The organism is Luteibacter sp. RCC_6_2 (assembly GCF_041360655.1).
Taxonomy (GTDB): Bacteria; Pseudomonadota; Gammaproteobacteria; order Xanthomonadales; family Rhodanobacteraceae; genus Luteibacter.
On sequence record NZ_JBFUPQ010000002.1, the window covers coordinates 156,844 to 183,518 of the forward strand.

Consider the following 26,675-nt stretch of genomic DNA (forward strand, 5'->3'; position numbering starts at 1 on the left):
GCTTACTCCGACGCCTTGGCGTGGCGGCGCGTGCGCCGGCGATGCGCGGCACGGCCCCACAGCGTCATCACGGGACCGGAAACGGTGTAGATCACCGCCACGGCGAACAGCACGCGGGCCGTGTCGATCAACAGCAGCACCACGATCAGCACCGCGGCGATCAGCCAGATGAAGGGCACGCGATCACCCTTGGGCCAGGCCTTGAAGCTGTAGTACCGCACGTTGCTGACCATGAGCAGCCCGGCGACCACCGCCAGCGGCATGGCGAAGAACGCCACGGACGGGCCGGGAATGTCGAACTTTTCCATCGTCCAGACGAAGGACATGCACAGCCCGGCGGCGGCGGGGCTGGCCAGGCCCTGGAAATAGCGCTTGTCGGCAACGCCGACCTGGGTGTTGAAACGGGCCAGGCGCAAAGCGGCGCAGACCGCGTAGATGAAGGCCGCTGCCCAGCCGATCTTGCCCCAGACGGGACCGTAGGCCACCAGCGACGACAACGCCCACGTGTACATGACCAGCGCGGGCGCGAGGCCGAAGCTGACCAGGTCGGAGAGGGAGTCGTACTGCACGCCGAACTCGCTCTGCGAATTGGTCATGCGCGCCACGCGGCCATCCATGCCGTCGAGGATGCCCGCCACGAAGACGGCCAGGGCTGCCACGCCGTAGTGCCCGTTGATCGCGGACACGATCGCGTAGAAACCGGCGAACATGGCGCCCGTCGTGAACAGGTTCGGAAGCAGGTAGATACCGCGGTGACGCGGCCCCCGGGCTTGGATCGGATCGCTCATGGGCCATTCCGTGACATGGGCGGACAGTGTATCCCAGGCGCCGTGAAGCGTCAGTCCGGCACCGGCGGAGGGGCGTCCCGGGGCCGTTGACGGGAACCGCGACCCACGTCGCTTGCGCACCCCCACGCCGGGTGATACTTGTTTGCGCCACTCATCCAGCCAGCCGGAAACCCACATGCGCCGTTGCCTAGCTCTCGCACTCCTCGTGTCGGTCTGCCCCCTGGCCCTGGCCCAGGCCTACAAGTGGAAGGACGCCCAGGGCGTCACCCATTACGCCGACGCGCCCCCGCCGGGCGGCATGAAATACGAGAAGATCAAGACCTCGGGCACCGCCGAGGCTCCTGCCCCCGCTCCGGCGGCGAGCGCGACGGCCGCCGCGAGCGGAACGAAGGCGCCGGCCAGTGCAGACGACACGCCGGCCAACCGGCAGAAGCTCTGCGACCAGTTGCGTAAGAACCTCGACATCCTCAACAACGAGAAGGTCGTCACCATGGACGACGGCAAGGGTGGCGTGAAGCAGGTCGACGACGCCACGCGGCAGAGCCAGATCAAGACCGCCCAGGCGCAGATGACGCTTTACTGCCAGGGCTGAAGCGGCGGCACGCTGGAAACCCCTATAATCCTGGCTTTGCCGTCGGGATCGCTTGCAGATGCGCCTCAGCCAGTTCCACCTCGCCACCGTCAAGGAAGTCCCCGCCGACGCGGAAGTCGTCAGCCACCAGCTGATGCTTCGCGCGGGCATGATCCGCAAGCTCGCCTCGGGCCTGTACACCTGGTCGCCGCTGGGCCTGCGCGTGCTGCGCAAGGTGGAAAAGGTCGTCCGCGAGGAAATGGTCCGCGCGGGCGCCGTCGAGATGCTGATGCCCTCCGTGCAGCCGCGCGAACTCTGGGAAGAGACCGGCCGTTGGGAAAAGTTCGGCGGCCAGCTGCTGAAGATCAAGGACCGCAAGGAACAGGAGTTCTGCTACGGCCCCACGCACGAAGAGGTCATCACCGACTTCGCGCGTAACGAGCTGAAGAGCTACAAGCAGCTTCCACTCAATTTCTTCCAGATCCAGACCAAGTTCCGCGACGAGATCCGCCCGCGTTTCGGCGTGATGCGCGCGCGCGAGTTCCTCATGAAGGATGCCTATTCCTTCCACCTGACCCAGGAATCGCTCGGCGAAACCTATAAGGTGATGTACGAGGCGTACTCGCGCATATTCACCCGCCTCGGCCTCGAATTCCGCGCGGTGGACGCCGACACGGGCGCGATCGGCGGCAGTGCCAGCCACGAATTCCAGGTGCTCGCCGATTCGGGCGAGGACGCCCTCGCCTTCTCGGACGCCTCCAGCTACGCGGCCAACATCGAGCTGGCCGAAGCCGTCGCGCCTTCCACCGAGCGTCCCGCGCCATCGGCGGAACTCACCCGTGTCGATACGCCGAAGGAGCGCACGGTCGGGGAAATCACGGCCTTTCTCGGCGTCCCCGCGTCGCAGGTGGTGAAGACCATCCTGGTCCGCGGCCGCGAAGGACTCGTCGCCCTGTGCGTGCGCGGCGACCACGAACTCAACGAGGTGAAGGCCGCCCACCTTCCCGAACTCCCGGACGAATCCGAACTGGCCAGCGAAGCGGAAATCATCGCCGCCACCGGCACGCGTCCCGGCTTCATCGGCCCGGTGGGGCTGCCCGAGTCGATCCCGGTCATCGTCGACCGCAGCGCGGCCGTACTCGCCGACTTCGTTTGCGGCGGCAACCAGGACGGCACGCATTACACCGGCGCCAACTGGCAGCGCGATGCGCGGATCAACCGTGTCGCCGACCTCCGCAAGGTCGTCGATGGCGATGCCTCGCCGGATGGCAAGGGCACGATCCGCCTCGGCCGTGGCATCGAGGTCGGCCATATCTTCCAGCTCGGCCAGAAGTACGCCGAGTCCATGGGCGCCGGCGTACTCGACGAGCAGGGCAAGATGCGCACGATGTACATGGGCTGCTACGGCATCGGCGTCAGCCGCATCGTGGCCGCCGCCATCGAGCAGCGCCACGACGACGCAGGCATGATCTTGCCCGAGGCCATGGCGCCCTGGCGCGTGGTCGTCTGCGTGATCAACCCGAAGAACGACGCGACCGTCACGGAAGCCGCCGAATCGATCTACCAGCAACTGTCGCAGGCCGGCATCGAAACCGTCCTCGACGACCGCGGCCTGCGCCCGGGCTCGATGTTCGCCGACATGGAACTCATCGGCGTACCGCACCGGGTGGTGGTGAGCGGCCGCGGCCTGGAAGCCGGTACCTTCGAATACCGCGCGCGCACCGACAGCGAAGCCCGCAATGTCACCCGCGAAGAACTGATCGCCCTGCTAGGTTGAGATAGGACCGGCTTCGGTGGGAGCCGACCCTGTCGGCGATGGGTGCTTGCCTCGACCTGGCCCGCTGCCGCGGGATCGCCGACAAAGTCGGCTCCCACCAGGTTTATTCCAGATCGGTCCACCCGATGCTGTTGTGGGAGCCGCTTCAGCGGCGATGGGGGCTTGCTGCAACCCGGCCCGCTACCGCGGGATCGCCGACAAGGTCGGCTCCCACCGAAGCAGGTCCCACCCTGAGCAGTTCCCACCTTTGAGCAGTTCCACGGATCGATATGTGTTCACCGCTGTAAGGCTAATCCGATAATCGCTTCCTATTAGCCGACACATCCCTCGTCGCACTGCCATTATCTCGCCAATTGGGTCACAATTCCGGCGTTCGCATTATCAAGAAGGGCCAATGGCCCAATGCGAAACCCTTAATCCTGCAATAACCCGGAGATGCCCATGGCCGTCGATATCAAGAGCCTCAATCACAACCAGCTCAACGAGTTGATCACCAAGGCACAGGTTCGCCAGAACGAACTGCGCAAGGAAAAGGTCAGCAAGTTGCGCGAGAAAATCAACGCGCTCATCAAGGCTGAAGGTTTCACCTTCGACGACGTATTCGGCGCACGCGCGCCCAAGTCGAAGCGTGCCGGTACCACCGTAGCCGCCAAGTATCGCAATCCCGCCGACCCCACCCAGACCTGGTCGGGTCGTGGCAAGCGTCCGAATTGGTTCAACGAAGCGCTGAAGGCCGGCAAGAAGGAAAAGGACCTGCTGGTCTAACCCCGCGTTCACCGCCAGGAGCCGCACATGCCTCTCGTCCGAATCGATCTGCGTCGCGGCAAGGATGCCGCTTACCGTACCGCCCTGGGCAATGCCGTCCACGATGCCCTCGTCGGTATCGGCGTACCGGCCGACGACCGTTTTCAGGTCATCGCCGAACATGACACCGAAGGCCTCGTTTACGACGCCCATTACCTGGGCATCGAGCGCAGCGACGACATCGTGATCGTACAGATCACCTTCAACGACACGCGTACGCTCGAGCAGAAGAAGGCACTGTACAAGGCCATCGCCGAGAACCTCGGCAAGTCGCCCGGCGTGAAGCCTGGCGACGTCTTCGTGAGCCTGGTGGAGGTGAAGAAGGAAAACTGGTCGTTCGGCGATGGCGTAGCGCAATACGCAAGCTGACGGCTTGTGGGGCCCCGACCTGCGGGGCCCCCATTGGGGAAACCCCTACCGGGGGAAACAGCTACCGGGTGGGAAGCCGCTTCAGCGGCGATCCCGCGGCAGCGGGCCAGGTCGAGGCAAGCACCCATCGCCGACAGGGTCGGCTCCCACCTAAGCTGTCCCACAACCACCCGGCAGCACACCACTTGGTCAGAGTGAACGGCGGGGGGCCACGATGAGGTCGCCGAACAGCAGGCCGGCCACCAGCGAGACGAGCAGCGTCACGCCGAGCAGTCCCGTGTCCATGCCTAACGAGGCGTCGCGATCCAGCAGGTACGACACACTGCGGAAACTGACCGACCCCGGCACCAGCAGGATGATCCCGGGCTCGCGCACCACCGCTCCGGGTTGCTGCGCGTAACGCGCATATACGTTGCTCAACGAGCCCAACAGCAAGCCGCCGACGAAGACACCGAACGGCGCTCCCGGCAACGAACCGGAAATGCTGCCGCCCCACCGCGTGGCGAGATAGCCAAGCACCACCGCGCCCATCACCACCAGCCAGTCACGCCGGGCGGCACGGAAGAGGATGGCGAACGAGAACGCGCCGAGGATCAACGAAGGCCAATCCGCCCAGCCCGGCAGCGGAGGGAGTGCGTAGTTGCGCGGTTCGATGCCGAAGGCTTCGCACAACTGGCTGGCCGCGACGGTGCCGAACGTGAGCTTGAGAAGGGTCGCCACCGCGCCGCCCATGCGCGCGACGCCGGCCACCAGGTGTTGGCTGGAAATCTCGCGTACCGCCGTCGTCAATGCCATGCCCGGCAGCAGGACGATCAGGCTGCCGAGGATGACCGACTTCAACGCCAACGGCACGATGTAAGCGCTGACGACGGTCGCGATGATCGTGGCCACCATCGCGCTGATGGCTTCGCTCGCCGCGGCCAGCCGAGGGCGACTGCCGGAGGCGACGGTGATGAGGCCGATGATCACGCCGATGACGCCGGCGGTGACGAGGTCGGGCCACGCGCTGTGCAACAACAAGGCCACGACGCTGGCGGCACACAGGCCGTAGCTCGCGATCACACCCAGTTCGGCGCGGAAGGTCTCCGGCGCGCCAAGCTTGCGCAAGAGGTGAAAGCCCTCGCGTAGCTCCATCTGGCCATCGATCACCGCGTCGGCGATGCGGTCTGCCTCGCAGAGGCGTCCAAGATTCACGTCACCCGGCGGAAGCCGCATGACCTGGGTGACCTGGGCGACGCTTTCCTCGCCCTGCCCCAGGTCGGCGAAGGAAACGATGATCGCGGTCGGGCTGGACCACACCTCGGCCGACAGGCCCAGCCGTTGCGCCGACCGGCTGATCGCCGTCTCCAGCCGAGGCGCCGTGGTGCCGTACTGGTGCAGCCGCCGCGCCAGCTCGGTGAGGAAGGCGATGCGGGTATTGATCGCGGTGGTGGCGAAACCCACCGGCACGGTCAGCGGCGTGGCATCAGCCAACATCCACCGCCTTGACGCGCAGGGTCGTGCCGTCGATGCCGACCACCTCCACCGTCGCGCCGAGGGGCAGGTCCGGACCGGTGACCAGCCACATGCCATCGCCCACCCTGGCCTTGCCACGCCCCTGCACGATCGGCTCACACAGCGTGTAGCGCTGTCCGAGCAACTGCTCGCCCCGGCGATTGAGGCGCTCGTTGCCGGCGGGAATCCGTTCCAGGCGCGGCCTGACCACCTTCCAGTAGACGAAGCACGAGACGAAGGCGAAGACCACGAACAGCACCGCCTGGGCCAGCGCGGTCATCTCCGGGAATAGCAGCAACACCACGCCCATGGCCGCGGCGGCGATACCGATCCACAACATGAAGTAACCCGGCAGGATCACCTCGCCACCGATCAAGAGCAGCGCGACGATCCACCAGAGGTAATGCACGGCGATCTGGTCCATGGCGATCAGCGCGGCAGCGGCGGCGTGCGGTTGGAGGTCTCCGCCGGCGCGCGTTGTTGCGAGGCGAGCGAGTCGCGCGCGAGCTCCGCGATACCCGCCAGCGAACCGAGGATGCCCGTGGTCTCCATGGGCAGCAGCAGCGTCTTCTGGTTGGGCGACTTGGCCATTTCCTTCAGGGCCTCGACGTAGTTGTTGGCGACGAAGTAATTCAGGGCGTTCACGTCGCCACTGGCGATGGCCTGCGAGACCATCGTGGTGGCCTTGGCTTCGGCCTCGGCAAGGCGCTCGCGTGCTTCCGCCTCGCGGAACGCGGCTTCCTTCTTTCCTTCGGCTTCCAGGATCGCCGATTGCTTCTCACCCTCGGCCTTGAGGATGGCCGCCTGGCGGAAGCCCTCGGCATCGAGGATGTTCGCGCGCTTCTCGCGCTCGGCCTTCATCTGCCGCGCCATGGCGTCGACGAGATCGCGTGGCGGCGAGATGTCCTTGATCTCGATGCGCGTCACCTTGACGCCCCAGGGGTGCGTGGCCTCGTCGATCACGCCGAGCAGCTTGGCATTGATCGCATCGCGCTGGCTCAGGCTTTCGTCCAGGTCCATCGAGCCGAGCACGGTACGGATATTGGTCATGATCAGCGCGAGCGCCGCCATTTCGAGGTTCGCCACCTCATAGGCGGCCTTGGCCGCGTCGAGCACCTGGTAGAACACCACGCCGTCCACGCGGACCACGGCGTTGTCCTTGGTGATGACGTCCTGCGAGGGGACTTCGAGCACCTGCTCCATCATGTTCATCTTGCGCCCGATCGCGTAGACGAACGGGATGAGGAAATGCAGGCCCGGGGTGAGCGTGCCCGTGTACTTGCCGAACATCTCCACCGTCCACTCGTAGCCTTGCGGCACGATACGAATGAGCTTGGCCAGCACGATGATGGCGACGACCACCACGACCAGCGCGACGACGATATTTCCCATGGCCTTGTCTCTCCCTCTCCCGGTATGTCCCGGGAGTATAGGCGAAGCGCCTCAGGGCGAACCGGCGGGCAACACCAGGGTGACGCGCAGGCCGCCACCCTCGCGATTGGCCAGCGCGATACGCCCGCCATGGGCTTCCGAAATTTCGCGGGCCAGGGCCAGGCCGAGGCCGGTACCCGAACGCTTGGTGGAATAGAACGGCAGGAGGGCCTGGGCGAGCACCGTCTCGCTCATGCCCGGGCCACGGTCGGCCACTTCGATCAGTGTGTCGCGCCCGACCTGGTGCACGGCCACGGACACCTCGTTGGCATCCCCACCCGCCTCGTGGGCGTTCTTGATCAGGTTGATGAGGACCTGCTCCACCTGGGTCGGGTCGAACCAGCCGGACTGCTCGGGCGGCGGCGAGGCGAGGCGGAACTGCGCGTGCAGCGCCAGCGCGTCGAGGAAGGGAACCCATGGGACGGGCCGGGATTGCGGCGCCGGCAGCTTGGCGAAACTGGCGTAGCCGGCGATGAAACTGTGCAGGTGTTTCGCGCGGTCGCCGATCGAGGCGAACACGCCGGGCAATCGTGCGAGATCGCCACGGCGAGCCAGCTCGGCGCCCGAATGCGACAACGACGAGATCGGCGCCAGCGAGTTATTGAGTTCATGGCTGATCACCCGGATCACCCGCTTCCAGGTGTGCACTTCCTGGCGCGACAACTCGCGCGTCATACGACGATAGAGCTGCAGGCGGTGCGGACGCCCCTGCAGGCGAAAGCCACGCTGGGACAGGTGGAAGGTTTCCTCGCTGCCGTCCATTTCGACGGAGAACAAGGCGTCCTCGCCACCGGCCGCCGCTTCGCGCAGGCTCTCGGGCATCGCCGCCAGCACGGTGTCGAAATCCAGGCCCGCGAGCGCGCGCCCCTCGTTGAACAGGTGCCGCGCCGCGATGTTCGCGTAGGTGACCTTGCCGCTCGGGTCGGTGAGGACCAGCGCCACCGGCGTGTTCTGCACCACCGTGTCGAGCAGCAGCTCGCGCTGGGCGAGATGTTGGCGTTGGTCGCGCAGGGTCTGGCCCAGCGCGTTGTGCATGCGGATCAGGTCACCCAGTTCATCGCGCCGCGAGGTACCGATGGACATGCTGAAATCGCCGTCCTTATAGCTCGCCACCGCGCTTTCCAGCGCGCGCATCAGGCGCCTCAACGGTTCCACCAGCGCGTGCGCCACCCATGCCGACAAGGGCAGGAGCACCAGCAGGCAGATGATCAGCGCCGTGCCGCCGTCGAACGGCTCGATGGGGGTGACCGCCGGCAGCTTGCCCACCTTGTCCGGCACGGCGCGTATCCAGGCCAGCACCTGCGGGAACGGCCAGATCGACACGCCGGCGAAGACCAGCGCGCCGACGATGGCCGAGCCGGCCACGACGAGGGTCATGCGTCCTTCGAGCGAGAGGGTCTTCATGCGGGTGAACGTATCAGACCGCCAGCCCGTAGCGCTCCATGCGCCGGTAAAGCGCCTGTCGTGAAAGTCCCAGGGTGCTCGCGGCACGGCTCACCACCCCACCCGCCGACGCCAGCGCCGCCTCGACCGACTCTCGGCTGGGCTCGTCGAGGTTGCGGCTGGCCGCGGCCGGCGGTGGCGGAAGATTGAGGTGGACCGGCTCGATCCTGCCGTCCGCGGCCAGCAGTGCCGCACGCGCGATGGCGTTCTTCAGTTCGCGGACGTTGCCCGGCCAGGTGTGGGCCAGCAACGCTTCCCGCGCATCCTCGCTCAGCGTGGCCCGCCCATCGAGGAAGAATTCAGCGAGGGGAAGAATGTCGTCGCTGCGTTCCGACAGCGGCGGCAGGTTCACATCGATCACGTTGAGCCGGTAGTAGAGGTCTTCACGGAAGGTACCGGATGCGATCATCGCCTTCAGGTCGGCGTTCGTGGCGCTCACCACGCGAACCTTGGCGTGTCGCGTGCGTCCCGATCCCAACCGTTCGAACTGGCCGGTCTCGAGCACGCGCAGCAATTTCATCTGGCCCGGCAGCGGCAGGTTGCCGATCTCGTCGAGGAACAAGGTGCCGCCATCGGCCATCTCGAAGCGGCCTTCGCGTGCCTTGTTCGCGCCGGTGTATGCGCCCGCCTCGGCACCGAACAACTCGGCCTCGATCAGTTCGCCCGGCAGCGCGCCGCAGTTCACCGCCACGAAGGGACCGCGACGCACCGCGGAATTGGCATGCACGATGGCCGCTATGCGTTCCTTGCCGGCACCGTTCGGGCCGGTGATGAGCACCGGCACGTCCGAGCGCGCGACCTGGCAGGCGAGTTCGATCGTGCGGCTCATCGCCTCCGACGCGAAGACCAGGCCATCGAGTTCGTAGCGGCTTTCCAGCGCTTCGCGGCGGCGGCGGCGTTCCACCCGCGCGCGGGTCACTTCACGGGTCGACTCGGACAGTTCGAGCAGGTTCTCCACCGTGGCGAGAAGCTTGGTGTCGTCCCAGGGCTTGGCCAGGTAGTCCGCGGCACCGGCCTTCACCAGTTCCACGGCGGCCTCCAGGTGGGTCCAGGCCGTGAGCAGGATCACCGGAAGATCGGTATGACGGGCACGGATCGCCTTGAACAGCGCCACGCCTTCCTCGCCCGAGGTGGTATCCGCGGTGAAGTTCATGTCCTGGATGACGACGTCAACGCGTTCGCGCGCCAGCGTGGCCAGCCCGTCGTCGGGCGTGAGGGCCACCAGCGGGCGGATATCGCGCAAGCTGAGCGCAAGTGAAAGCGCCTCGCCCACGGCGGGGTTGTCGTCGATGATCAATACGCAGCGCATCTGGTCCCTTCGCATGCAGCCATGGATGCCTCTCCCGGCGAAAAGGTTGCATCCCCGCCGGCACTCTTTCCCATTCTATCCACGGGTGGCCACCACCGGGGGCACGGACGCCGCCCGTCGGGCCGGGGCCAGCACGGCGGCCTGGCCCAATAGCCAGAGCACCAACGCACCCACCGGCAGGTAACCGAGCGGAAGGCGCGGGAGCGCGTACTCGCGCATCAACAGCAGGTTGATCGCATAGGCGAGCACCATGCCCAGGACGATGCCCATGCTGGCGAGAAGGAAGTTCTCGGTCTGGAAATAACGCAGCACATCGGTGCGGCTCGCACCAAGGGCGCGACGAATGCCGATCTGGCGACGGCGCTGGGCCACCCAGAAGCTGGCCAGCCCGACGATGCCCAGCGCGGTGACGACGAGCAAGGCCACGCATACGCCGACGAGCAGGACGGTCGTCGCCCGGTCCGTGGCGAAGTAACGGTCGCGCACCTCCGTGTACAGCCGCTTTTCGACGATGACACGGCGCGGGTCCACGGCCTTGAGTGCCGCCGCCGCGGATTGCAATACCTTGCCGGCTTCGCCGGGACGCGCGCGGACCGCGAAACCGCCGCCATAGGCGGTGACCATGCGCCAGGGAAGCAACAGGGTTTCGTATACACCCGCTCGGTTCTGGTCGCCGGCGCGAGCCAGCCGTTCGACGACGCCCACGATCCGGAACTCCTCGTCGCCGATGACGATGGTCCGGCCGACGGCTGGCTGGCCGGGGAACAGGCGTTGCGCAAGCGCCTGTGTCACGACGACCACCGGGCTTCCCCGCACCTGCTTCGCGGCGTGATCGTCCACCCAGACGTATTCGTCGGAACGGATGAAGCGTCCGGCGACGAGGCGAAGGCCCAGCGTTTCGCCCACCGCTTCACCGTAATACGCGCCGGCTTCCACGGACGGCATCGACTGGTCGCGCGTGAGTCTCACCGGAGTGCTCCAGGAAGACGGACCGAACGGCAGGGAGTTGGTCACGGTCGCCGCTTCCACGCCCGGGACGGCACGCAGCGCCGCGAGGTCCGCCTCGATCCGGGCGTGCGTGTCGGTGCGCGGACCGATGTCGGAGACCATGAGGCGAACGATACGGTCATCGTCGATCCCGCTGGCCGATTGCATCCAGCGCAGCCGGTCGCCGATCAGGAAGGTCGCGTTGCAGAGGATCGCGCAAGTCAATGCGATCTGCAGCACGATCAGCGTCGCCGTGAGCTTATGCCGGCCGAGCGTCGAAAGGATGGGTCCGATATCCAGGCGCATCATTGGCTCTTCAATTGCAATGCCGGGGGAATCCGGCATGCGCGCCACGCCGGCACCAGGCCGGCGGCGAGCGCAGCGAACAGCGAGACCAGGAAGGTCGCCGCCAGCATGGTCAGGTCGAGGTGGGCCAGTTCCGCCGCCGGGTTCGGTTGCATGCGCACGATCGCGAGCCCGAGCAAGGCCACCGCCAGGCCGCCGAAACCGCCGGCCAATCCCACGATGCCCGCCTCGGTCAGCAGTTGCGTGAACACGCTGCGCCGAGACGCACCCAGGGCACGGCGCACGCTCACCTCACCCGCCCGGCGCATGAACTTCGCCAGCATCAGGCCCACGGTGTTGACCAGGCAAACGACGAAGAAGCCGAGCGAAAGCCACACCTGCAGACGAACGTCACCGGGAACGACTCCTTGCTCGTCGAGAAGGTGCATCACGTTGGTAAGCTCGGCGCGCGCAGGACGATCGTACCGGCCCGACGCGACTTGCTCACGCGCATAGCCCTCCAGGAACCTACGGTAGGAAGCGACGGCAGCCGCATCGTCCAGCTCCACCCAGAGCTGCAACCACACGCAACTCGCCGACTCCATGTGATCTTCGTCGCCGGACCCCATGCCCCAGCATTCGACGCCGCCGTTGCGGGTCAGTCGCATCGCCCGCGAGGTGGTCAAGGGCACGAACACCTGTTCCGCCGCCCCGTAGTTGGTGGTGTTCAGGTCATAGAAGTGGGGAACCGGCCTCCAGGGCTTGAGCACGCCGACGATACGCAGGTCCGCGCCGTTGGCGTGGATCGTCCTGCCGATGCTGTTTTCGCCATGGAAGAGCCGGTCGTTCAATTCGGAACCGATCACCGCGATATGCGCGCGCTGTTCGTCCTCGGTGGCGCTCCATGCCTGCCCGTAGCGGAACGGCGTATCGAACATGCCGAAAAAATCCGCGCTGGTGTAGCGGGCGGAGACGAAGAAAGGATCGATCGACGGGTCGTCCGGCTGGATCGGCAGGGCGCCTCCCGTCATCAACGCCTGCCGGTGCGCGCGGCGGGCATTCAGCAGGTTCACGCCGTCCGTCCAGGTCACCTGGGCAGGCAAGTCCGCCGAGAGATCGAAGCCCCTCAGGCCGCGCGGATCGAGACGCGGCATGAAGATCGATCCGCTGCGTCCCGGCAGCGGATCCCCCGACAGCACGTGCAGTACGGTCAGGGTGGTCATGCTCGCCCCGATCCCCAGGGCGATGGCGAGGATCATGAGCGCCGTGAGCGCCCTGCTCCGCCGGAGACTGCGCAAGGCGAGCTCCAGGTAATAACCGAACATCGGATTTCCCAGTATCAGACGCTGCGCGTGGCTTCCACGGGCGACACCTTCGACGCACGCAGCGCCGGCGCGAACACCGCGACCTGGCCGAGGCCAAGCAGCACGACGACACCGACCAGCACGTAGGTGAAGGAAAGCCTCTTCATTTCGAAGTGCGTGAACATCCATTGGCTGAGGCCCACCGCGAGGATGACGCCCAATACCACGCCGGCCAGCGCGATCAGGAAATTCTCGGTCATGAAGTAACTGAGGATATCGCTGCGCCGGGCACCCAATGCACGACGCACACCGATCTGCTTGCGTCGCTGCCCCACCCAGAAACTGGACAGGCCGACGATGCCGGCGGCGGTGATCGCGAGCAACACGCCGCAGACCACGCTCATCAGGATCGCCATGCCGCGGTCGGTCTCGTAGGCGCTGCTGCGGACCATGTCGAACGTCCGCACACCCGTCTTTTCCGACAGGACACGCATGCGGTTGACCCCGTACAAGGTCTTCGCCGTGGCCTTGAAGACGGCATCCTGCTCGCCGGGACGCGTACGAATCACGAAGTGCTGGTAACCGCTGTTGAAGATCAGCGGCATGATCGTCACGTTGTCCATGTGGTCGAAATCGATCCACGGCACGGTGAGCTTGTCGACGATGCCGATGATCGTGGACGGCTTGCCCTTCGACAGATAGATGGTCTTGCCGAGTCCATCGCCATTCGGGAACAGCTTGTCGACGATCGCCTTGGTCACGATGACTTGCGGCGGCGCGGGCCGCTGCTGCGGCTGTACGATGACGACCTCGCCAGGATTGAAGTTACGCCCCGCGATGAGGCGCACCCCGAGGGCTTTCAAGGTTTGCTCGTCGCCGAAGTAGAGGGCGGTCGGCAGGCCGTCCTTGGTTCCATCGGGCTTGGTCTGGATGCCTGTCGACCAGCCGCCCCGGCGTAGCGGAAACGAGTTGGTCGTATAGGCTGCCTCGACGCCGGGGATCGAACGCAGCGCCTGCACGTCGGTCTTGATCAGCGGCACGAAGTTCGGCGGCGAGCCGACGTACCTGTTCTGCACGACGACGACGTTCGACTCGTCCATACCGGTTGGCCGGTTCACGCGGTCGATGCGCTCGTGCACGATGAACAGCGCGTTGCATACGATGGCGAGGGTAAGGGCGATCTGCAAGGCGATGAGGATCGTGCCTGCCTTGTGCCGGCGCAGGGCGGCGAGAATGGGCTTGATCTGCATGATCATGTCCTCAGTTGGATTTCAGCTGCCAGGCCGGCTGGACCTGGGCGGCGCGCCATGTGGGATAGAAGGCGGCGACGACGGAGGCCACGATCGCGACGACGAGCGTCAGCAGGATCAGGACCGGATCCAGCGTCGCCAGGCGGGCGATCTCTTCGGGGAAGACCAGGCCGACGCCCAGCACGCCCAGGCCGGTCAGCAACAGCCCGAGGATGCCTCCGGCGACGCCGATGGTGCCCGCCTCGATGAGGAACTGCGCATAGATGTCCCTGCGGGAGGCACCGAGCGCGCGGCGTACGCCGATCTCCGGGGCGCGGCGCATGAACTTCGCCAGCAACAAGCCCACGGTGTTGACCAGGCAGATCACCAGGAAACCCAGCGAGACCACCAACGACACCTGCGATTCCGGCGGCACCACGTGTTCCGCGTCCAGCCAATCCACGACGTCGCGGACCCTCACGTTCGGCGCCCAGCGGAACCGCCCGGCACGCTGCTGCTCGGCGGCATAGCCCGCCACATAGTCACGATACGCATCGACATCGGCCTTCGTGGGCAGTTCGCTCCACAACGACAGCCAGATGCATTCCGACTGGAGATAATTGGCCCAGCCCTCGGCCGGCTCGGCCACGCAGTTGTTATTGCCGTTGGTGCTCATCTGCAAGTCGACCGCGCGGGTGAACGGAATGTAGACCGAGGCGCCTTCATCGAAACCGCCCGTATTCCATACGTCGAAGAACAAGGGTTGCGGCGCCCAGTCCTCGATCACGCCGGTGATGCGGAACAGGCGGCCATCCAGGTTGATCTGCCTGCCCACGCTCGGGGCGCCATTGAACAACTTGTCGTTCGTGGACTTCGTGATCACGGCGACGCTGGCGTGCTTCTCGTCGTCGTCCGTCGTCCAGCCGCCACCCTGGATGAAGGGCACGTCGAACATGGGGAAGAAGTCCGAACCCGCGGCATAGGCAGCTTCACGGCTGGGCAAACGCGCCGGATCATCGGGAATGACCGATACGCTCACCGGGTAGATGATGGTCTGGCGCTTGGCCTTGTGCGCACGGAACAACGCCGTGGCGTCCTTGTAGGTCAACGCTCCCGCCGGTTCGCCTTTCTCGATATTCTCCGGGCCGAAGGCATCCAGCTGCGTATTGAAGAGCACGCTGGACTTCTGCGGGATCGGGTCGCGCGCCGTGGCGCGGAACACCGAATACGTTGTCATGGACGCGGCGACGCCGAAGCCGATCGCCATCACCATCAGGGCGGTAAGCATCGGGTTGCGACGCAGGCTGCGCAGGCCGAGTTGCAGGTAGTAACTGAACATGGGACTCCCCCCGGAACGGCGGACGCTGGATCAGGAATTGGCGACGTGGGCGTGGGCGTGGAAGCGCGGTTCTTCGGCGAGGTCCACCACCTGGCCGTCGATCACGTGCACGTTGCGCTGTGCGCGGGCGGCGAGCTCCGGATCGTGCGTGACCATCACGATGGTGGCGCCCTCGCGATGGATTTCCTCCAGCAGTTCCATTACGCCTCGGGCCATCTGCGTATCCAGGTTGCCGGTGGGTTCGTCCGCCAGGAGCAGGCGCGGCGAACCGGCGAGCGCGCGGGCGATGGCCACGCGCTGCTGCTGGCCGCCCGAGAGTTCCGCCGGGTAATGCTTGGCGCGGGAGGCCAGGCCCACGCGTTCGAGCGCGTCCATGATCCGCTGCTTGCGTTCGGCCGCCTTCATGCCGCGATAGCGCAAAGGCACTTCCACGTTGTCGAACACGTTCAGGTCGGGAATCAGGTTGAAGGCCTGGAAGATGAAACCGATCTTCTCGTTGCGGATGCGCGAGCGGGCATTGTCGTCGAGCTGGCTCACTTCGACGCCGTCGAGGTGGTACTGGCCACCGGTGAAGGTCTCCAGCAAGCCCGCGATGGTGAGGAAGGTGGTCTTGCCCGAGCCGGAGGGGCCCGTCACGGCGACGAACTCGCCTTCCTTCACGTCGATGTTGAAGTCGCGCAGGGCGTAGGTCTCGACGACTTCCGTGCGGTAGACCTTGGCGAGATGGGTCATCTTGAGCATGGGTTTTCCCTCTGTTAGCGGCTGATGGCGACGTGCTTGGCGTCACCGAAGGTGTCGGCGCCGGAGATGACGATCTTGTCGCCCTCCTTCAGGCCGTCGAGTATCTCGACCTTGTCGATGCTGCTCGCACCGACGCGGATGTCACGGCGATCGGCCATGCCGTCGTTGACCACGTAGGCATAGCGCCCCGCGCTTTCATCGACGAAGGAACCGCGCTGCACGGTGAGTACGCTGTCGCGCTTGTCGAGCAGGATGCGCACCGAAAGGCGCTGGCTCTGGCGCAGCTGCTGCGGCGTCTCGCCATCGAAGCGCAGGCGTGCGGCGACTTCGCCGTTGACCACTTCCGGCGACACGGCGCTGACCTTGCCGTTCCAGGTCTTGCCGTTGCCGGAAATCTCACCAGGCATGCCGATGGCGAGGTCGCGGGCGAAGCTCTCGGGCACCTTCATCTCCACTTCCAGCGCGGAGAGGTCGATAACGCTGAGTAGCTGCGCGTCCTTGGCGACCGTCGCGCGCTCGGCGATGAACAGCTGGCCTACCTGGCCATCCACCGGCGATTTCACGTTGAGGTCTTCCACCTGGCGTTCCAGGTCCGTCACCAGCAACACCTGGCGATCGTGCGCGAGCTTCTTCGCCTGCACGTCGAAGGTGAGGCTGTCGTTGTCCATCGCGAGGTCGGATTTCGCGTGCTTGGCCGTCACGGCCGCCTTGTCCAGGGTGGACTTCGCCTTGTCGACGTCGGCGACCGGCACGGCGCCCTTGTCGAACGCCGTCTGGTAGCGCTTGAGGTCGCGCTCGGCGGCGGTCTGGTCGATGGTGGCGTTGTCGAAGGCCTTCTGCAGCTCGGAGCGCTTCTTCTTCGCATCGATCTGGGCGCGAAGGAACTCGACCTCCATGGCATCCGCCGCGGATTTTTCCTGGGCGAGCTTGCTGGTCAGTTCGGGACTGGTGATGACGGCCAGTAACTGGTCCTTCTTCACCACGTCGCCCGCGTGCACCTTCAGCACCACGGCACCCGCCGAAGCGGCGTACATCGTGGGGCTCACCGCCGCGACCACCTTGCCTTCCGCCGCGATGTCACGGACGAAAGGACCGCGTGTCACGGTGCCGAAGGACAGGCGCGACGCGCTGACCGAAGAGTCCGCCGAGAACATCGTGGCCATCCGGGGCACCGCCAGCACGATGGCGACGACCGCCGCCAGGCCGGCCGCGGCGTAGATGAGCTTGCGACGATGGTTCGGACGGACTTCGACGAGACGGTCCTGGGCGGAGGTATCGCGGATCATGGTGGCTTCCCTGGGCTGCTTGCGGGGATATCAGGCAAACAGCGTGCCAAGCCATAATTCGTCGTTCGATCAGCGACTTATAATGTCTCGCTGTCGAACGACATGTGTCCGCGGACAGAATGTCCGGACACCCGGGCCCGCGGACAGATCCGGACGGGGGCCGCCGCTCAGACGGCGATGCCCACCGATTCGGATACCGCGATGTCGCGCGCGACGCCCCTTCCCAAAGACGAAATCGGCGCATCGCAGGCGCCCAGCAGCGTGAAACCAGCGACGCGCCGCCGGGTAAAGGACAGGATGCGGGCACGGGAAGCACGCAGCCATTCCCGGTCCGGAGCCCGGCGCGCGGGTTCATCGACAGGCGAGGCATCCGCGAACAGACCGTCCCAGGCGAGGTAATCGGTGTCGGGAAGCAGGTACACGCGGGCTACCGTGTCGCCCTGCCCGTCGACGCAGTCGATCCACTCGCGCGGGCCTTCGGCCGTGACGGCGCAGGTGAGGCCGACGTGACTCGTCGCCAGGAGTGGGGCGAGATCCATCGACTCGACGAGGCATCCATGCACGATCTGGCCGGCACCAGGACAGGACACCATCCGCGGCGCGAGGAAGAGCACGCCTCCAAGCTGCCCCAGCCCTTCGAACAGGGTGAGCGGCGCGAGCGCCAACCAGCGCGTGGTGGCGGTGGATCGGGCGCGCGATTGCACGCCGAAGGATGCGAGCCAGCCGAACATGGCGTCTCCCGGTGACGAAAGCGGTCGAGGGATGCCTGGCTGGGCGGTCCGGGGAGAACCCGCGTGGCTCGGCGTCGGGGAGAAGCAGCGCTTACTTGGTCAGGATCAGCTTGTCGTTGCGGGTCAGGCGCAGGTGGTACTCACTGCCCTGGTGCTCGATGACGAGCTCGCGCGAGCCGTCGAGCAGGTTCGTGCTCTCGATGCGGCGGGTAGCCACCGGCGCGGCACGAAGCGGGACGACCTTTTCGCGGCCGCCGTTATCGGAAAGGGGGAGCGTTCGAAGCAGCATGATCGGGACTCCGCGATTGAGGGTGCGGAGTTGATGATAATGATTCTCAATTACACGTCAAGCCCTATGGCGGCTTTTGTGGGAGTCGTTCTCCCACCAGGTCTACTCAACCTTGATGGCAACGAGTCTTGCTGTTGTGGGAGCCGCTTCAGCGGCGATGGGTGCTTGCCTCGACCTGGCCCGCTACCGCGGGATCGCCGCTGAAGCGGCTCCCACAGGGTAGGCTCGAGCAGAGTCGGCTCAGGCTTCCGCCAGCATTTCCGACAGGGTTTCTTCCAACTGATCCAGGTCCGGAATCACGGCCGTATCGTCGCGCACCAGCACGCGAGCGCGAACGCCGAACGGCAGGTCGTGGCCATCGTGCGTGGGCAGGAGCAGTTCCGCGTTGAGCGTGGTCAGGCGCGGGAAGCCGTGCGTGAGCACCGCGATGTAAGGCATGTCCGGGCGATGGCCGACGGCCTTGAGCACGGCCACGCGTGATGCCTGGGGCGGTGCATCGTCGGCAAGGCTCGCGACGTGGTCGAAATTCACCAGCGGGATGCTCCAGCCACGCCAGGCGATACGGCCGAGCAGCCATGACGGCGCATCGGCCACCGGCTCCACGCCCGCGAGGGTGATCACTTCGGCCACCGCCGCATTGGGCAGCAGCAAGCGGACGCCACCGCTGGGAATCAGGACGCAGCGGATTTCACGCGGTAACGGCTCGCTCATGGGAATTCCTCGATCAGTTTCTGCGCCAGCGCGTGCACATCGCCGGCATAGCCCGCCACGCGTTCTTCGCGAATGCCGGCGACCATGTGCCCCGCCTCGTCTTCCGGCGGCACGGTCTCGACCCATACGCGGCCGCCGGCGTCGTACACCGCCTGCGCACCGGCCACGGCGTCGTTGCCGCGCCCGGCGAACACGATCGCCAGCGCGTCGGCGCCGAAACCACCGGCGATGGTGCTCAGGATGCCGTCGATCGAAGGCCCCGTCGCGCTGGCGGCGCTGCCATCTTCGCGTACGGTGACGCTACCGTCGCGGCGGATCTGCACGTGTGCACCGCGTGGCACGACGAGGCATTCGCCGTGCGCGGTGTACGGCCGGTCGCCGGCGACATGCGCGCGGCCAAGGCGCGAAGCGAACGCCCGCGAATCGCCGTCGTGATGCGCCACCACGAGCAAGACCCCGGGCAGGCGCTCGGGCAGCGCGGCGAGGAAGGCCGCGATCGAACTTTCGCTTTCCCGCGCACCGGCCAGTGCGATCACCCGGCGCACGGCGCGTGGTGCCGCCTCGAGGAACATTTCGTGCGAGAACTGTCCGTCGGTGGATGGAGCCACCGCTTCTTCCATCGACACCAGCTCGAGGGTGAAGCCCGCTTCGACCCCGTGCGTGCCGTCGTCGACGACATCCTGTGCGAGGTATTCGGCGGCGCTGATGGTCTCGATGCCGAAGTCGGCCGGCGCAACGCGTGCCACCGGCTCGGCCACGATGGTGTCGTGATCGACGAGGTCCCATTCCGGCACCGGTGGCGGCACGTATTCGGTCGCGCGCCCTTCGATCTGCAAGGGCGCGGGATCTTCCCCAACCGTCGCCGACGGTGTCTCGCCCATGGATTCGAGACTGAAACGGCCGGCGTCGAATTCGTTCTCGGGCGCGGGGGCCGGGGCCGGTGCTTCCTCGATCACTTCGAAACCGGACAGGTCGAGCGACGCCAGTTCGGTCAGCTCGACCGGCGTGGACGGCAGGCTATCGAGGCCATCGGACTCATCGAGCGAGGCACCGTCCGTATCGGCGAGCAGCGCTTCGAGCTCCGCCGCGAGGTCGGCCGGGTCGGCGCCCAGGTCTTCCACATCGGCATCGGACAAAGGCGTGGAGAACGTCAGTTCGTCGGTGAATTCATCGGCGATGCCCGCTGTCTCGTAGGACGGGACGGCGGTGGCCACGTCGGGCTCGGCCATCGGCGTTTCCGGATAGCCATGGCTGCCGGTGATCGCCAGGTCGTCCACCAGCGGTTCGTCGAGCACGACCTCCACGGGCGCGGCGACACCGGCCATGGCGGTCACGCGAGGTTCGATCTCGCGCGCATCTTCAGGACGCGGCGGGTCCTGGGCCATTTCGCCAACGAGCTTGGCGGCGAGGTGACGGGCCCAGCGGGCGCGGTCCCAGCCTTCCAGCTTGCGGCTGACGTCCGCGTCGTTGAAGACGAGGCGCGGATGTCCCCCTTCCACCGTGTCGTAGAGACGATCGAGGTCGGCGTCGCTGGGATCGTCCAGATCGACGACCACGACGTTCGCCGATGAGCCGACCAGCTCGGCGGGCGCGAACGAACCGAGATCCGATTCATAGACGATCCGTGCCCCCTGCTCGACGAGCGCGTCACGCAGGTGGGCGGAGAGGTTTCCGTCATCGAACAACAACGCCACCCGCGACTCGCGATCACCCATGATGGACTCCGAGCACGTCGTTGATCTGCACGATGAGGTCGTTCTCCTGGTATGGCTTGCCGATATAGCGGTCCACGCCGATATCGAAGGCACGCTGGCGGTGCTTGTCGCCGGTACGCGAGGTGATCATGATGATCGGCACGCCCGCGAGGCGTTCGTCCGCCTTCATCTGCGTCGCCAGTTCATAGCCGTCCATGCGTGGCATCTCGATGTCGAGCAGCATCAGGTCGGGCACGCGCTCATTGAGCTTTTCGAGCGCGTCCACGCCATCCTTCGCCGTCATCACCTCGAACTCGTGGCGCTCGAGCACACGACCGGTCACCTTGCGCATGGTGATCGAATCGTCGACCACCATCACCAGTGGCTTCACGCGCACTTCGTCCTGCGCGCGCGGTGCGTGCGGCACCAGTGCCTCGGCTTCGAACGCGCGGCGCGCCACGCCGTGACGGACCAGAGGCGCGAGGTCGAGAATCATCAGCACCGAACCGTCGCCCATGATCGTCGCGCCGAGGATGCCCGGCACCGAACTCACCTGCGGACCGACCGGCTTGACCACGATTTCGCGCGAACCGAGCACGGCATCGACACGGATCGCGGCACGCAGGTCGCCCGACCGTGCGAGCAGCAGCGGAATGTCGCCCTCGTCCGGGGTCGAGACCACGTGCACGCCGAGCAATTGCGGCAAGTCGTGGATACCGTAGTCCTCGCCCACGTACTCGAAGCTGGGCTGGTCGTCGGCCATGCGGTGGGCCAGTTCATTGGGCGCCACGCGGGCCACGCCATGGACCGAGGTCATCGGGATGGCGAAGTTGGTCTCGCCGATGCGCACGATCAACGCCTGGGTCACCGCGAGGGTGAACGGCAGGCGCATGACGAAGGTGGTACCCGCGCCCTTCTGCGACTCGATGCCCAGGGTGCCGCCAAGCTGCTTGATCTCGTTGGCGACCACGTCCATGCCGACGCCGCGACCGGCCACCTGGGTGACCTTCTCGGCCGTGGAGAAACCGGGAACCTGGGTGAGCTGGAAGATCTGGTCGTCGGATACACGGGCGTCCGGACGCAGCAGGCCACGCTCGATCGCCTTGGCCCGGATCGCGTCGCGATCCATGCCGGCACCGTCGTCGGAAAGCCGCACCACCACTTCGGTGGCTTCGCGGGCCACCTGGATGCGTACCGTGCCTTCCGGATTCTTGCCCGCGGCCTCGCGTGCCTCCGGCGGCTCGATACCGTGTGCGACGGCATTGCGCAGCATGTGCTCGAACGGCGCCTTGATGCGGTCGAGCATGTTGCGGTCCATTTCGCCGTTGGCACCCTCCACCACCAGCTGCGCGCGCTTGCCCACATCCGAGGCCGCCTGGCGCAGGGTACGGCGCAGGTTCGGCACCATCGCGTCGAACGGCAACATGCGCGTCTGCATGAGGCCTTCCTGCAATTCCGCGTTCACCCGCTGCTGCTGGAGCAGGAGGTTCTCGGACTGGCGGGTCAATTCGTCGAGGATCGTCTGCAGCGACACGAGGTCGGACACCGACTCGGCGAGTGCTCGCGAGTACTGCTGCAATTGCGAGAAGCGGTCGAGCTCGAGCGGATCGAAAGCCGCCACGCCCGTATCGCGGTGCTCCTGGTGGTAGCGCGCGATGATCTGCGCCTCGGTCTCGATTTCGAGCATGCGCAACTGGCTGCGCAGGCGGCTGACCGTCTGCTCGTGCTCGGTGAGCGCCGAACGGAAGCTCGCCGTCTGCTGCTCCAGGCGCGAGCGGTAGATCGACACTTCGCCCGCATGGTTGACCAGCGTGTCGAGCATGTCGGCTCGCACGCGGATCTGTTCCTGCGAGGCACGCTGGAGTTCCTCTTCCTCGAACTCGGGCAGGAGGTCGGGCAGGTCGCGTTCGATCGCGTGCGCCGGCTCGGGCTCGTGCGACGGCTCGGGGATCGGCGCGTACTCGACGATCGCGGCTTCGCGTTCCTCGCGGTAGGTCTCGGCCGTGACCGTGTCGGGTGCGATCGGCGCACCGGCGAGGCGGGCGAACGGTTCGATGTCGGCGTCGGTCAAGAAGATCGGCTTGCCCAGGGCGATGCTCTGGATCATGCCGTGCAGACGGTCGAAGCCGGCCTCGGTCGCCTCGATGGCGGGACGATCGCTCTCGCGCTGGCCACCGGCCACCGCGTCGAGCAGCGCTTCCATCGCATGCGACAGGTCGCCGACCGCGGCCATGCCTGCCATGCGCGCACTGCCCTTCAAGGTATGCAGGTCGCGTTGCAGCGCGGTCACGTGCTCGGCCTGTTCCGGCTCGGCGCGCCACGACGCCAGCGCGGCATCGGCGTGATCCAGGATCTCGCGCCCTTCCTCGATGAAGACCTCGAGCAAATCGGGATCGATATCGGCGTAAGGCGACAACTCCGGTACCAGCGCCACGACCGGATCGTCGGCCGGCGTATGCACCGGCTCCGCCAACGCCTCGTGCGACTGGTCCTCGATAACCACCGGTTCCGGCTCGGTGGGAGCCGACCCTGTCGGCGATTCCCGCGAAGCGAGCAGCTCGTCCGCAACGAACCCCTCCTCTTCCGACACCGTCTCGTCGATCTCTTCCTCGACGACGAGCGGTTCGACCAACCCATCGTCCGTATGCAACACCTCACCGTCATGCGTCATCGGCTGCGGCAACGATGGCTCTTCCGAGCCCTCGCCCACCAGCGCACGCCACGCGGCGTCTTCCTCGGCGTCGAACGCCAGGATCGGCTTGACCTCGCCTTCCGGCTTGTCGATCTCGAAGTTTTCGAAGTTCTCGAGCGAAGCCAGCAGTTCGGCGGTGAAGTCGTCGTCGCCACCGACCGGCTCGACTGGTGCCAACTCGATCCCCGGAAGCTCGCCTTCGTCTTCAGCGATCTCTTCCGCGATCAACGCCTCGTCGAGCGTGGGAACGCTCGTGGCTTCCACCGACTCCGGCAGATAGGATTCCGCCGTTTCCGTGAACGCGTCGACCGCACCCGCGCCGTCGGGCTGCGAGCCTTCGGCGAGTTCGTCCTCGAGCGGCAGCGGATCGGGCTCGTACAGGATGTGCGCGACCGTCGCTTCCGGCTGCTCGTCGCGCAGGGCGACGATACGCGCGGCCAGCGACGCGACGTCCGGCACGCGTGGATCGGGCGCGTCGAACTGCTCCATCACGTGATCGACCAGGTCGGCCGTGTCGGTCAGCGCGTCGACACCGTCCTTGCTCAACGGCAAGCCCGTCGCGCGCACGCGCTTGACCAGGCCTTCCAGAGGCGCGAGCACCTGGATCAACACCGGGATGTCGACCATGCCGATCGCGCCGTGCAACGTATGCACGGCCCGCAGCAGGGCATCGTCCACATGAAGCTCGCCATCGCCGGCGCGAGCCAGGTTGGCGCGGATCACGTTGAGATACTGCGCCACTTCGGTACGCAGGATGTCCAGCAGGACCGAATCCACCGGAGGCAGCGGCGGCGCGACATAGGCGGGCTCGCTGAAGGCTGCCTCCACCGACGCCGCGCTGTCTTCCACCGGCGCCGGCGTCTGGCCATAGGCGGCGAAACCGGCCGTCGGCACCGCGGCGATGGTGTCGCGCGGCACGCGGCGCTTGACCTTGCTGCGAACGCGGTGGATGGAACTGCGCGCGACGTCCTCGACGAAGGCGACGTCGCCCATGGCCAGGCGGTCGGCCGTTTCCATGATCGCGGCGATCGGCGCGCCGGGCGTGGCGTCGCCCTCGAGCGCGGCCTTGAGTTGCGGCAACGCCTCGACGGCATGACGCACGAGCGCCTGCACGCCTTCATGCGGCCCGATCGAACCGTCGAGCACGCGGTTGAGCATGTTCTCGACCTTCCAGGCGAACTCGCCCAGCAGGCGTGCGCCGACCAGGCGGCCCGAGCCCTTCAGCGTGTGGAACGAACGACGGATGGGCACCAGCGCGTCGCTGCGCTCGGGGTCGGTCAACCAGTGACCCAGGCCGGCGCGGAGATTGGCGATTTCCTCATCGGTTTCTTCGAGGAAGATCTCGCGAATCTCGTCGTCGATCCCGTCCACGGTGATCTGGAAGCCAGCGAACTCGGCCATGCCGTGGCCGCCTACGTCCTGCTCGACTTCTTCCTCGATCTCGATCCAGTCTTCCTCGCCAGCGGCCGCGACAGGCGCGGGCACGGCGTCGACGTCGCGGGACGCGTTGGCGACCTCTTCGTCGGTGGGTGGCTCGTCCACGAGATCGAAGCTGTCGGCGAAGCTGGATACCGTCTCGCCCGTGTCGACGCTGGTCGACGGCACGGCGATATGCTCGATCGCGGCTGCCTCGATGCCTTCGAGCGCATCCTCGCCGAGCGCCTCGTTGCCCTCGCCGTCCACCGGCACCGGCCAGTAACCGAGTTCGGCCAGGCTTTGCTGGGTGACGTCGAGGATGTGTTCCAGGCCGCCGCGATGTTCGCGTGCGGCTTCGAGGTAGTACTCGAGCGCGGCCAGCGCATCGGCCAGGCGATCCATCTGCGTACCGTTCGGCACGCGGCGGTCGCCAAGCAACTCACGATGGATGAACAGGCCGATGCCGTCGGCCAACTCGGCCGGACGGGCCGCACCCAGCATGCGCATCGCACCGCCGATCTCGGCCATCAATTCGGGCGCGCCAGCGAGTTGCTCGTGGTCCCACGATGATTCGACGAAACCGACGATCGCGTCCTTCACCCGGGACGTATTCGCGGTGGCTTCGCGCATGAGCGTGGCCAGGATGTGCCGCGCCTCGCTGCGCGGCAGCGGCGCCGGGCCGAGATCGCTCGACGACGAAGGATGTTCGCCCTCCGCGCCGAGGCGTTCGATATGGTCGTCCAGCGACGCCTCGACATAAAGAAGCGCGCCGGCGACGTCGAGCAACGATTCCTCGTCCGGCGCACGCGCGCCCGTGGCGATCTCGCCGAGGATGCGGCGCTGCTCGCCCACGACACGGCGCGGCACGCCCAGTGCGAGCATGCCCAGCGTGTCGCCCACGCGGTCGAGCACGTCGGTCTGCAAACCCAGTTGGGCTGGATCGCCATCGGGACGGCGCAGGAACAGGTCGAGCGCTTCCTTCACCCGCAGCAAGTCATCCTTGATCGCCGCCGATACGGTGTCGAGCAGGGCACGGTTATGCCCGGACATCGAGCCACGGGCATGCTCGAGCTCGGCGGCCTGCGGCAACAAGCCGTCGAGACGATAGGTCTGGCGCAGTTCCTCGATGCGTTCGCTGCCCGGCTTGGCCTGGGCGACGTAATACAGGAGCTTGCGCGCGAGTTCGTCGGAATCGCCGTTCTGCAGCGCTTCCTCACCGCCATCGACGAGCTCGCGGATGGAGCGGTCGACGCGACCGATGAGCTGGCGCACGTCCTTTTCGTGGGCGCGCAACACGCCGCGCTCCAGGCCCTCCAGCACGCCGGCGGCGATCCACCACAGGCGCCGTCCGGTGATCGTGTAGCAACGCGCGGCGAGGCTGTCGAGCGTCGCGCGCATGCCGAGCAGCTGGCGTTCGTTGCCCTGTCCGCGGAACCAGGCCAGCAACTGCTGCTGGAACCTCACGCGCAGGTCGCCCAGTTCGGCGCGATGGGCCTCGGCCACGCCCGGATGGGCCGCGCCGGGCGCCGTCGCCGGAAGCATGGTGTCGAGATTGGGCGTGAACAGGGCGGACTCGTGAAGCGACTGCTCGCCCCGGCTTTCGCGCAGGTCGTTGAGCAGCGGCAACAGCACGATGGGCACGTCGCGGTGACCGCTCTGCAAACGCTCCAGGTAATCGGGCATCTGCATCATGCCGCGCATCAGGGCGGCATAGGCGTCGTCGCGATGGGCGACGCGGTCATCGATCAGCGCGGCGACCAGCTGCTCCATTTCGCCGACGACCATCGCGGCGCCATAGAGCTCGACCATACGCAACGTGCCGTGGACCTGGTGCAGGTCCGCCGCGCAGGTGTGCATGACATAGGCGTCGCGCGAGTCCTCGACGTAGGACTCGAGGGCCTGGCGTGCCTTGGACAAGGCGTCGTCGAGCTCGGCCTTGACCCAGTGCAGCGTGGTGAAATCGGTATGGTCTTGAAGTCTCACTG

Annotated in this window: 21 protein-coding genes; 4 read left to right on the forward strand and 17 right to left on the reverse strand. The window is 66.4% G+C overall.

Annotated elements, in window-relative coordinates; translation table 11 throughout:
- Positions 1-2: 2 nt before the first annotated feature.
- Entirely contained in the window at positions 3-788 is a 786-nt protein-coding gene (pssA, locus tag AB6730_RS02535; protein WP_371022091.1) for a CDP-diacylglycerol--serine O-phosphatidyltransferase, read from the reverse strand.
- A gap of 175 nt (positions 789-963) precedes the next feature.
- Here pssA and AB6730_RS02540 point away from each other — a divergent pair, with 175 nt between their 5' ends.
- The 4 genes from AB6730_RS02540 (at position 964) to AB6730_RS02555 (ending at position 4,309) form a co-directional block, all read left to right on the forward strand.
- The gene (locus AB6730_RS02540; protein WP_371022092.1) at positions 964-1,380 is read left to right on the forward strand and encodes a DUF4124 domain-containing protein; all 417 of its coding nucleotides are present in this window, start codon (positions 964-966) and stop codon (positions 1,378-1,380) included.
- 58 nt (positions 1,381-1,438) lie between these two features.
- Positions 1,439-3,136 (forward strand): proline--tRNA ligase, encoded by a 1,698-nt coding sequence (locus tag AB6730_RS02545; protein WP_371022093.1) that lies wholly within the window; start codon positions 1,439-1,441, stop codon positions 3,134-3,136.
- 441 nt (positions 3,137-3,577) lie between these two features.
- Positions 3,578-3,901 (forward strand): H-NS family nucleoid-associated regulatory protein, encoded by a 324-nt coding sequence (locus tag AB6730_RS02550; protein WP_371022094.1) that lies wholly within the window; start codon positions 3,578-3,580, stop codon positions 3,899-3,901.
- Between the two features lie 27 nt (positions 3,902-3,928).
- Positions 3,929-4,309, forward strand: a complete 381-nt coding sequence (locus tag AB6730_RS02555; protein ID WP_371022095.1) for a tautomerase family protein — start codon at positions 3,929-3,931, stop codon at positions 4,307-4,309.
- Between the two features lie 189 nt (positions 4,310-4,498).
- Here AB6730_RS02555 and AB6730_RS02560 read toward each other — a convergent pair whose 3' ends face one another.
- The 16 genes from AB6730_RS02560 to AB6730_RS02635 form a co-directional block, all read right to left on the reverse strand.
- Positions 4,499-5,785 carry a threonine/serine exporter ThrE family protein gene (locus AB6730_RS02560; protein ID WP_371022096.1) on the reverse strand — a complete coding sequence of 429 codons (1,287 nt, stop codon included), beginning with the start codon at positions 5,783-5,785 and terminating at the stop codon, positions 4,499-4,501.
- On the reverse strand, positions 5,775-6,227 hold the full coding sequence (locus AB6730_RS02565) for an NfeD family protein (RefSeq protein ID WP_371022097.1): 453 nt from the start codon (positions 6,225-6,227) through the stop codon (positions 5,775-5,777). The genes AB6730_RS02560 and AB6730_RS02565 overlap by 11 nt, the downstream gene beginning before the upstream one ends.
- A gap of 5 nt (positions 6,228-6,232) precedes the next feature.
- Positions 6,233-7,195: an SPFH domain-containing protein gene (locus tag AB6730_RS02570; protein WP_371022098.1), complete on the reverse strand. Its 963-nt coding sequence runs from the start codon at positions 7,193-7,195 to the stop codon at positions 6,233-6,235.
- A gap of 51 nt (positions 7,196-7,246) precedes the next feature.
- The gene (locus tag AB6730_RS02575) at positions 7,247-8,638 is read right to left on the reverse strand and encodes a PAS domain-containing sensor histidine kinase (RefSeq protein ID WP_371022099.1); all 1,392 of its coding nucleotides are present in this window, start codon (positions 8,636-8,638) and stop codon (positions 7,247-7,249) included.
- Between the two features lie 13 nt (positions 8,639-8,651).
- Complete coding sequence (locus AB6730_RS02580) at positions 8,652-9,986, reverse strand: sigma-54-dependent transcriptional regulator (protein WP_371022100.1); 1,335 nt, start codon at positions 9,984-9,986, stop codon at positions 8,652-8,654.
- 75 nt (positions 9,987-10,061) lie between these two features.
- Positions 10,062-11,279, reverse strand: coding sequence for an ABC transporter permease (locus AB6730_RS02585; RefSeq protein ID WP_371022101.1), 1,218 nt, complete (start codon positions 11,277-11,279; stop codon positions 10,062-10,064).
- The gene (locus AB6730_RS02590) at positions 11,279-12,583 is read right to left on the reverse strand and encodes an ABC transporter permease (protein WP_371022102.1); all 1,305 of its coding nucleotides are present in this window, start codon (positions 12,581-12,583) and stop codon (positions 11,279-11,281) included. The genes AB6730_RS02585 and AB6730_RS02590 overlap by 1 nt, the downstream gene beginning before the upstream one ends.
- Positions 12,584-12,597: 14 nt before the next feature.
- Complete coding sequence (locus AB6730_RS02595) at positions 12,598-13,812, reverse strand: ABC transporter permease (RefSeq protein WP_371022103.1); 1,215 nt, start codon at positions 13,810-13,812, stop codon at positions 12,598-12,600.
- 10 nt (positions 13,813-13,822) lie between these two features.
- The gene (locus tag AB6730_RS02600; protein ID WP_371022104.1) at positions 13,823-15,130 is read right to left on the reverse strand and encodes an ABC transporter permease; all 1,308 of its coding nucleotides are present in this window, start codon (positions 15,128-15,130) and stop codon (positions 13,823-13,825) included.
- A gap of 30 nt (positions 15,131-15,160) precedes the next feature.
- Positions 15,161-15,871: an ABC transporter ATP-binding protein gene (locus AB6730_RS02605; RefSeq protein WP_371022105.1), complete on the reverse strand. Its 711-nt coding sequence runs from the start codon at positions 15,869-15,871 to the stop codon at positions 15,161-15,163.
- A 14-nt stretch (positions 15,872-15,885) separates the two neighbouring features.
- Positions 15,886-17,157, reverse strand: coding sequence for an efflux RND transporter periplasmic adaptor subunit (locus AB6730_RS02610; protein ID WP_371022106.1), 1,272 nt, complete (start codon positions 17,155-17,157; stop codon positions 15,886-15,888).
- Positions 17,158-17,324: 167 nt separating this feature from the next.
- Positions 17,325-17,888 (reverse strand): hypothetical protein, encoded by a 564-nt coding sequence (locus AB6730_RS02615; RefSeq protein ID WP_371022107.1) that lies wholly within the window; start codon positions 17,886-17,888, stop codon positions 17,325-17,327.
- Positions 17,889-17,979: 91 nt separating this feature from the next.
- Positions 17,980-18,177, reverse strand: coding sequence for a hemin uptake protein HemP (hemP, locus tag AB6730_RS02620; RefSeq protein ID WP_306851602.1), 198 nt, complete (start codon positions 18,175-18,177; stop codon positions 17,980-17,982).
- 240 nt (positions 18,178-18,417) lie between these two features.
- On the reverse strand, positions 18,418-18,888 hold the full coding sequence (locus tag AB6730_RS02625) for a chemotaxis protein CheW (protein ID WP_371022108.1): 471 nt from the start codon (positions 18,886-18,888) through the stop codon (positions 18,418-18,420).
- Positions 18,885-20,603 (reverse strand): chemotaxis protein CheB, encoded by a 1,719-nt coding sequence (locus AB6730_RS02630; protein ID WP_371022109.1) that lies wholly within the window; start codon positions 20,601-20,603, stop codon positions 18,885-18,887. The genes AB6730_RS02625 and AB6730_RS02630 overlap by 4 nt, the downstream gene beginning before the upstream one ends.
- Entirely contained in the window at positions 20,596-26,673 is a 6,078-nt protein-coding gene (locus AB6730_RS02635; protein ID WP_371022110.1) for an Hpt domain-containing protein, read from the reverse strand. The genes AB6730_RS02630 and AB6730_RS02635 overlap by 8 nt, the downstream gene beginning before the upstream one ends.
- Between the last annotated feature and the right edge of the window lie 2 nt (positions 26,674-26,675).

Excerpts from the sequence above, each read along its gene's own strand:
- pssA (WP_371022091.1), bottom strand. The coding sequence starts at position 788 with ATGAGCGATCCGATCCAAGCCCGGGGGCCGCGTCACCGCGGTATCTAC.
- AB6730_RS02540 (WP_371022092.1), top strand. The coding sequence starts at position 964 with ATGCGCCGTTGCCTAGCTCTCGCACTCCTCGTGTCGGTCTGCCCCCTG.
- AB6730_RS02545 (WP_371022093.1), top strand. The coding sequence starts at position 1,439 with ATGCGCCTCAGCCAGTTCCACCTCGCCACCGTCAAGGAAGTCCCCGCC.
- AB6730_RS02550 (WP_371022094.1), top strand. The coding sequence starts at position 3,578 with ATGGCCGTCGATATCAAGAGCCTCAATCACAACCAGCTCAACGAGTTG.
- AB6730_RS02555 (WP_371022095.1), top strand. The coding sequence starts at position 3,929 with ATGCCTCTCGTCCGAATCGATCTGCGTCGCGGCAAGGATGCCGCTTAC.
- AB6730_RS02560 (WP_371022096.1), bottom strand. The coding sequence starts at position 5,785 with ATGTTGGCTGATGCCACGCCGCTGACCGTGCCGGTGGGTTTCGCCACC.
- AB6730_RS02565 (WP_371022097.1), bottom strand. The coding sequence starts at position 6,227 with ATGGACCAGATCGCCGTGCATTACCTCTGGTGGATCGTCGCGCTGCTC.
- AB6730_RS02570 (WP_371022098.1), bottom strand. The coding sequence starts at position 7,195 with ATGGGAAATATCGTCGTCGCGCTGGTCGTGGTGGTCGTCGCCATCATC.
- AB6730_RS02575 (WP_371022099.1), bottom strand. The coding sequence starts at position 8,638 with ATGAAGACCCTCTCGCTCGAAGGACGCATGACCCTCGTCGTGGCCGGC.
- AB6730_RS02580 (WP_371022100.1), bottom strand. The coding sequence starts at position 9,986 with ATGCGCTGCGTATTGATCATCGACGACAACCCCGCCGTGGGCGAGGCG.
- AB6730_RS02585 (WP_371022101.1), bottom strand. The coding sequence starts at position 11,279 with ATGCGCCTGGATATCGGACCCATCCTTTCGACGCTCGGCCGGCATAAG.
- AB6730_RS02590 (WP_371022102.1), bottom strand. The coding sequence starts at position 12,583 with ATGTTCGGTTATTACCTGGAGCTCGCCTTGCGCAGTCTCCGGCGGAGC.
- AB6730_RS02595 (WP_371022103.1), bottom strand. The coding sequence starts at position 13,812 with ATGCAGATCAAGCCCATTCTCGCCGCCCTGCGCCGGCACAAGGCAGGC.
- AB6730_RS02600 (WP_371022104.1), bottom strand. The coding sequence starts at position 15,130 with ATGTTCAGTTACTACCTGCAACTCGGCCTGCGCAGCCTGCGTCGCAAC.
- AB6730_RS02605 (WP_371022105.1), bottom strand. The coding sequence starts at position 15,871 with ATGCTCAAGATGACCCATCTCGCCAAGGTCTACCGCACGGAAGTCGTC.
- AB6730_RS02610 (WP_371022106.1), bottom strand. The coding sequence starts at position 17,157 with ATGATCCGCGATACCTCCGCCCAGGACCGTCTCGTCGAAGTCCGTCCG.
- AB6730_RS02615 (WP_371022107.1), bottom strand. The coding sequence starts at position 17,888 with ATGTTCGGCTGGCTCGCATCCTTCGGCGTGCAATCGCGCGCCCGATCC.
- hemP (WP_306851602.1), bottom strand. The coding sequence starts at position 18,177 with ATGCTGCTTCGAACGCTCCCCCTTTCCGATAACGGCGGCCGCGAAAAG.
- AB6730_RS02625 (WP_371022108.1), bottom strand. The coding sequence starts at position 18,888 with ATGAGCGAGCCGTTACCGCGTGAAATCCGCTGCGTCCTGATTCCCAGC.
- AB6730_RS02630 (WP_371022109.1), bottom strand. The coding sequence starts at position 20,603 with ATGGGTGATCGCGAGTCGCGGGTGGCGTTGTTGTTCGATGACGGAAAC.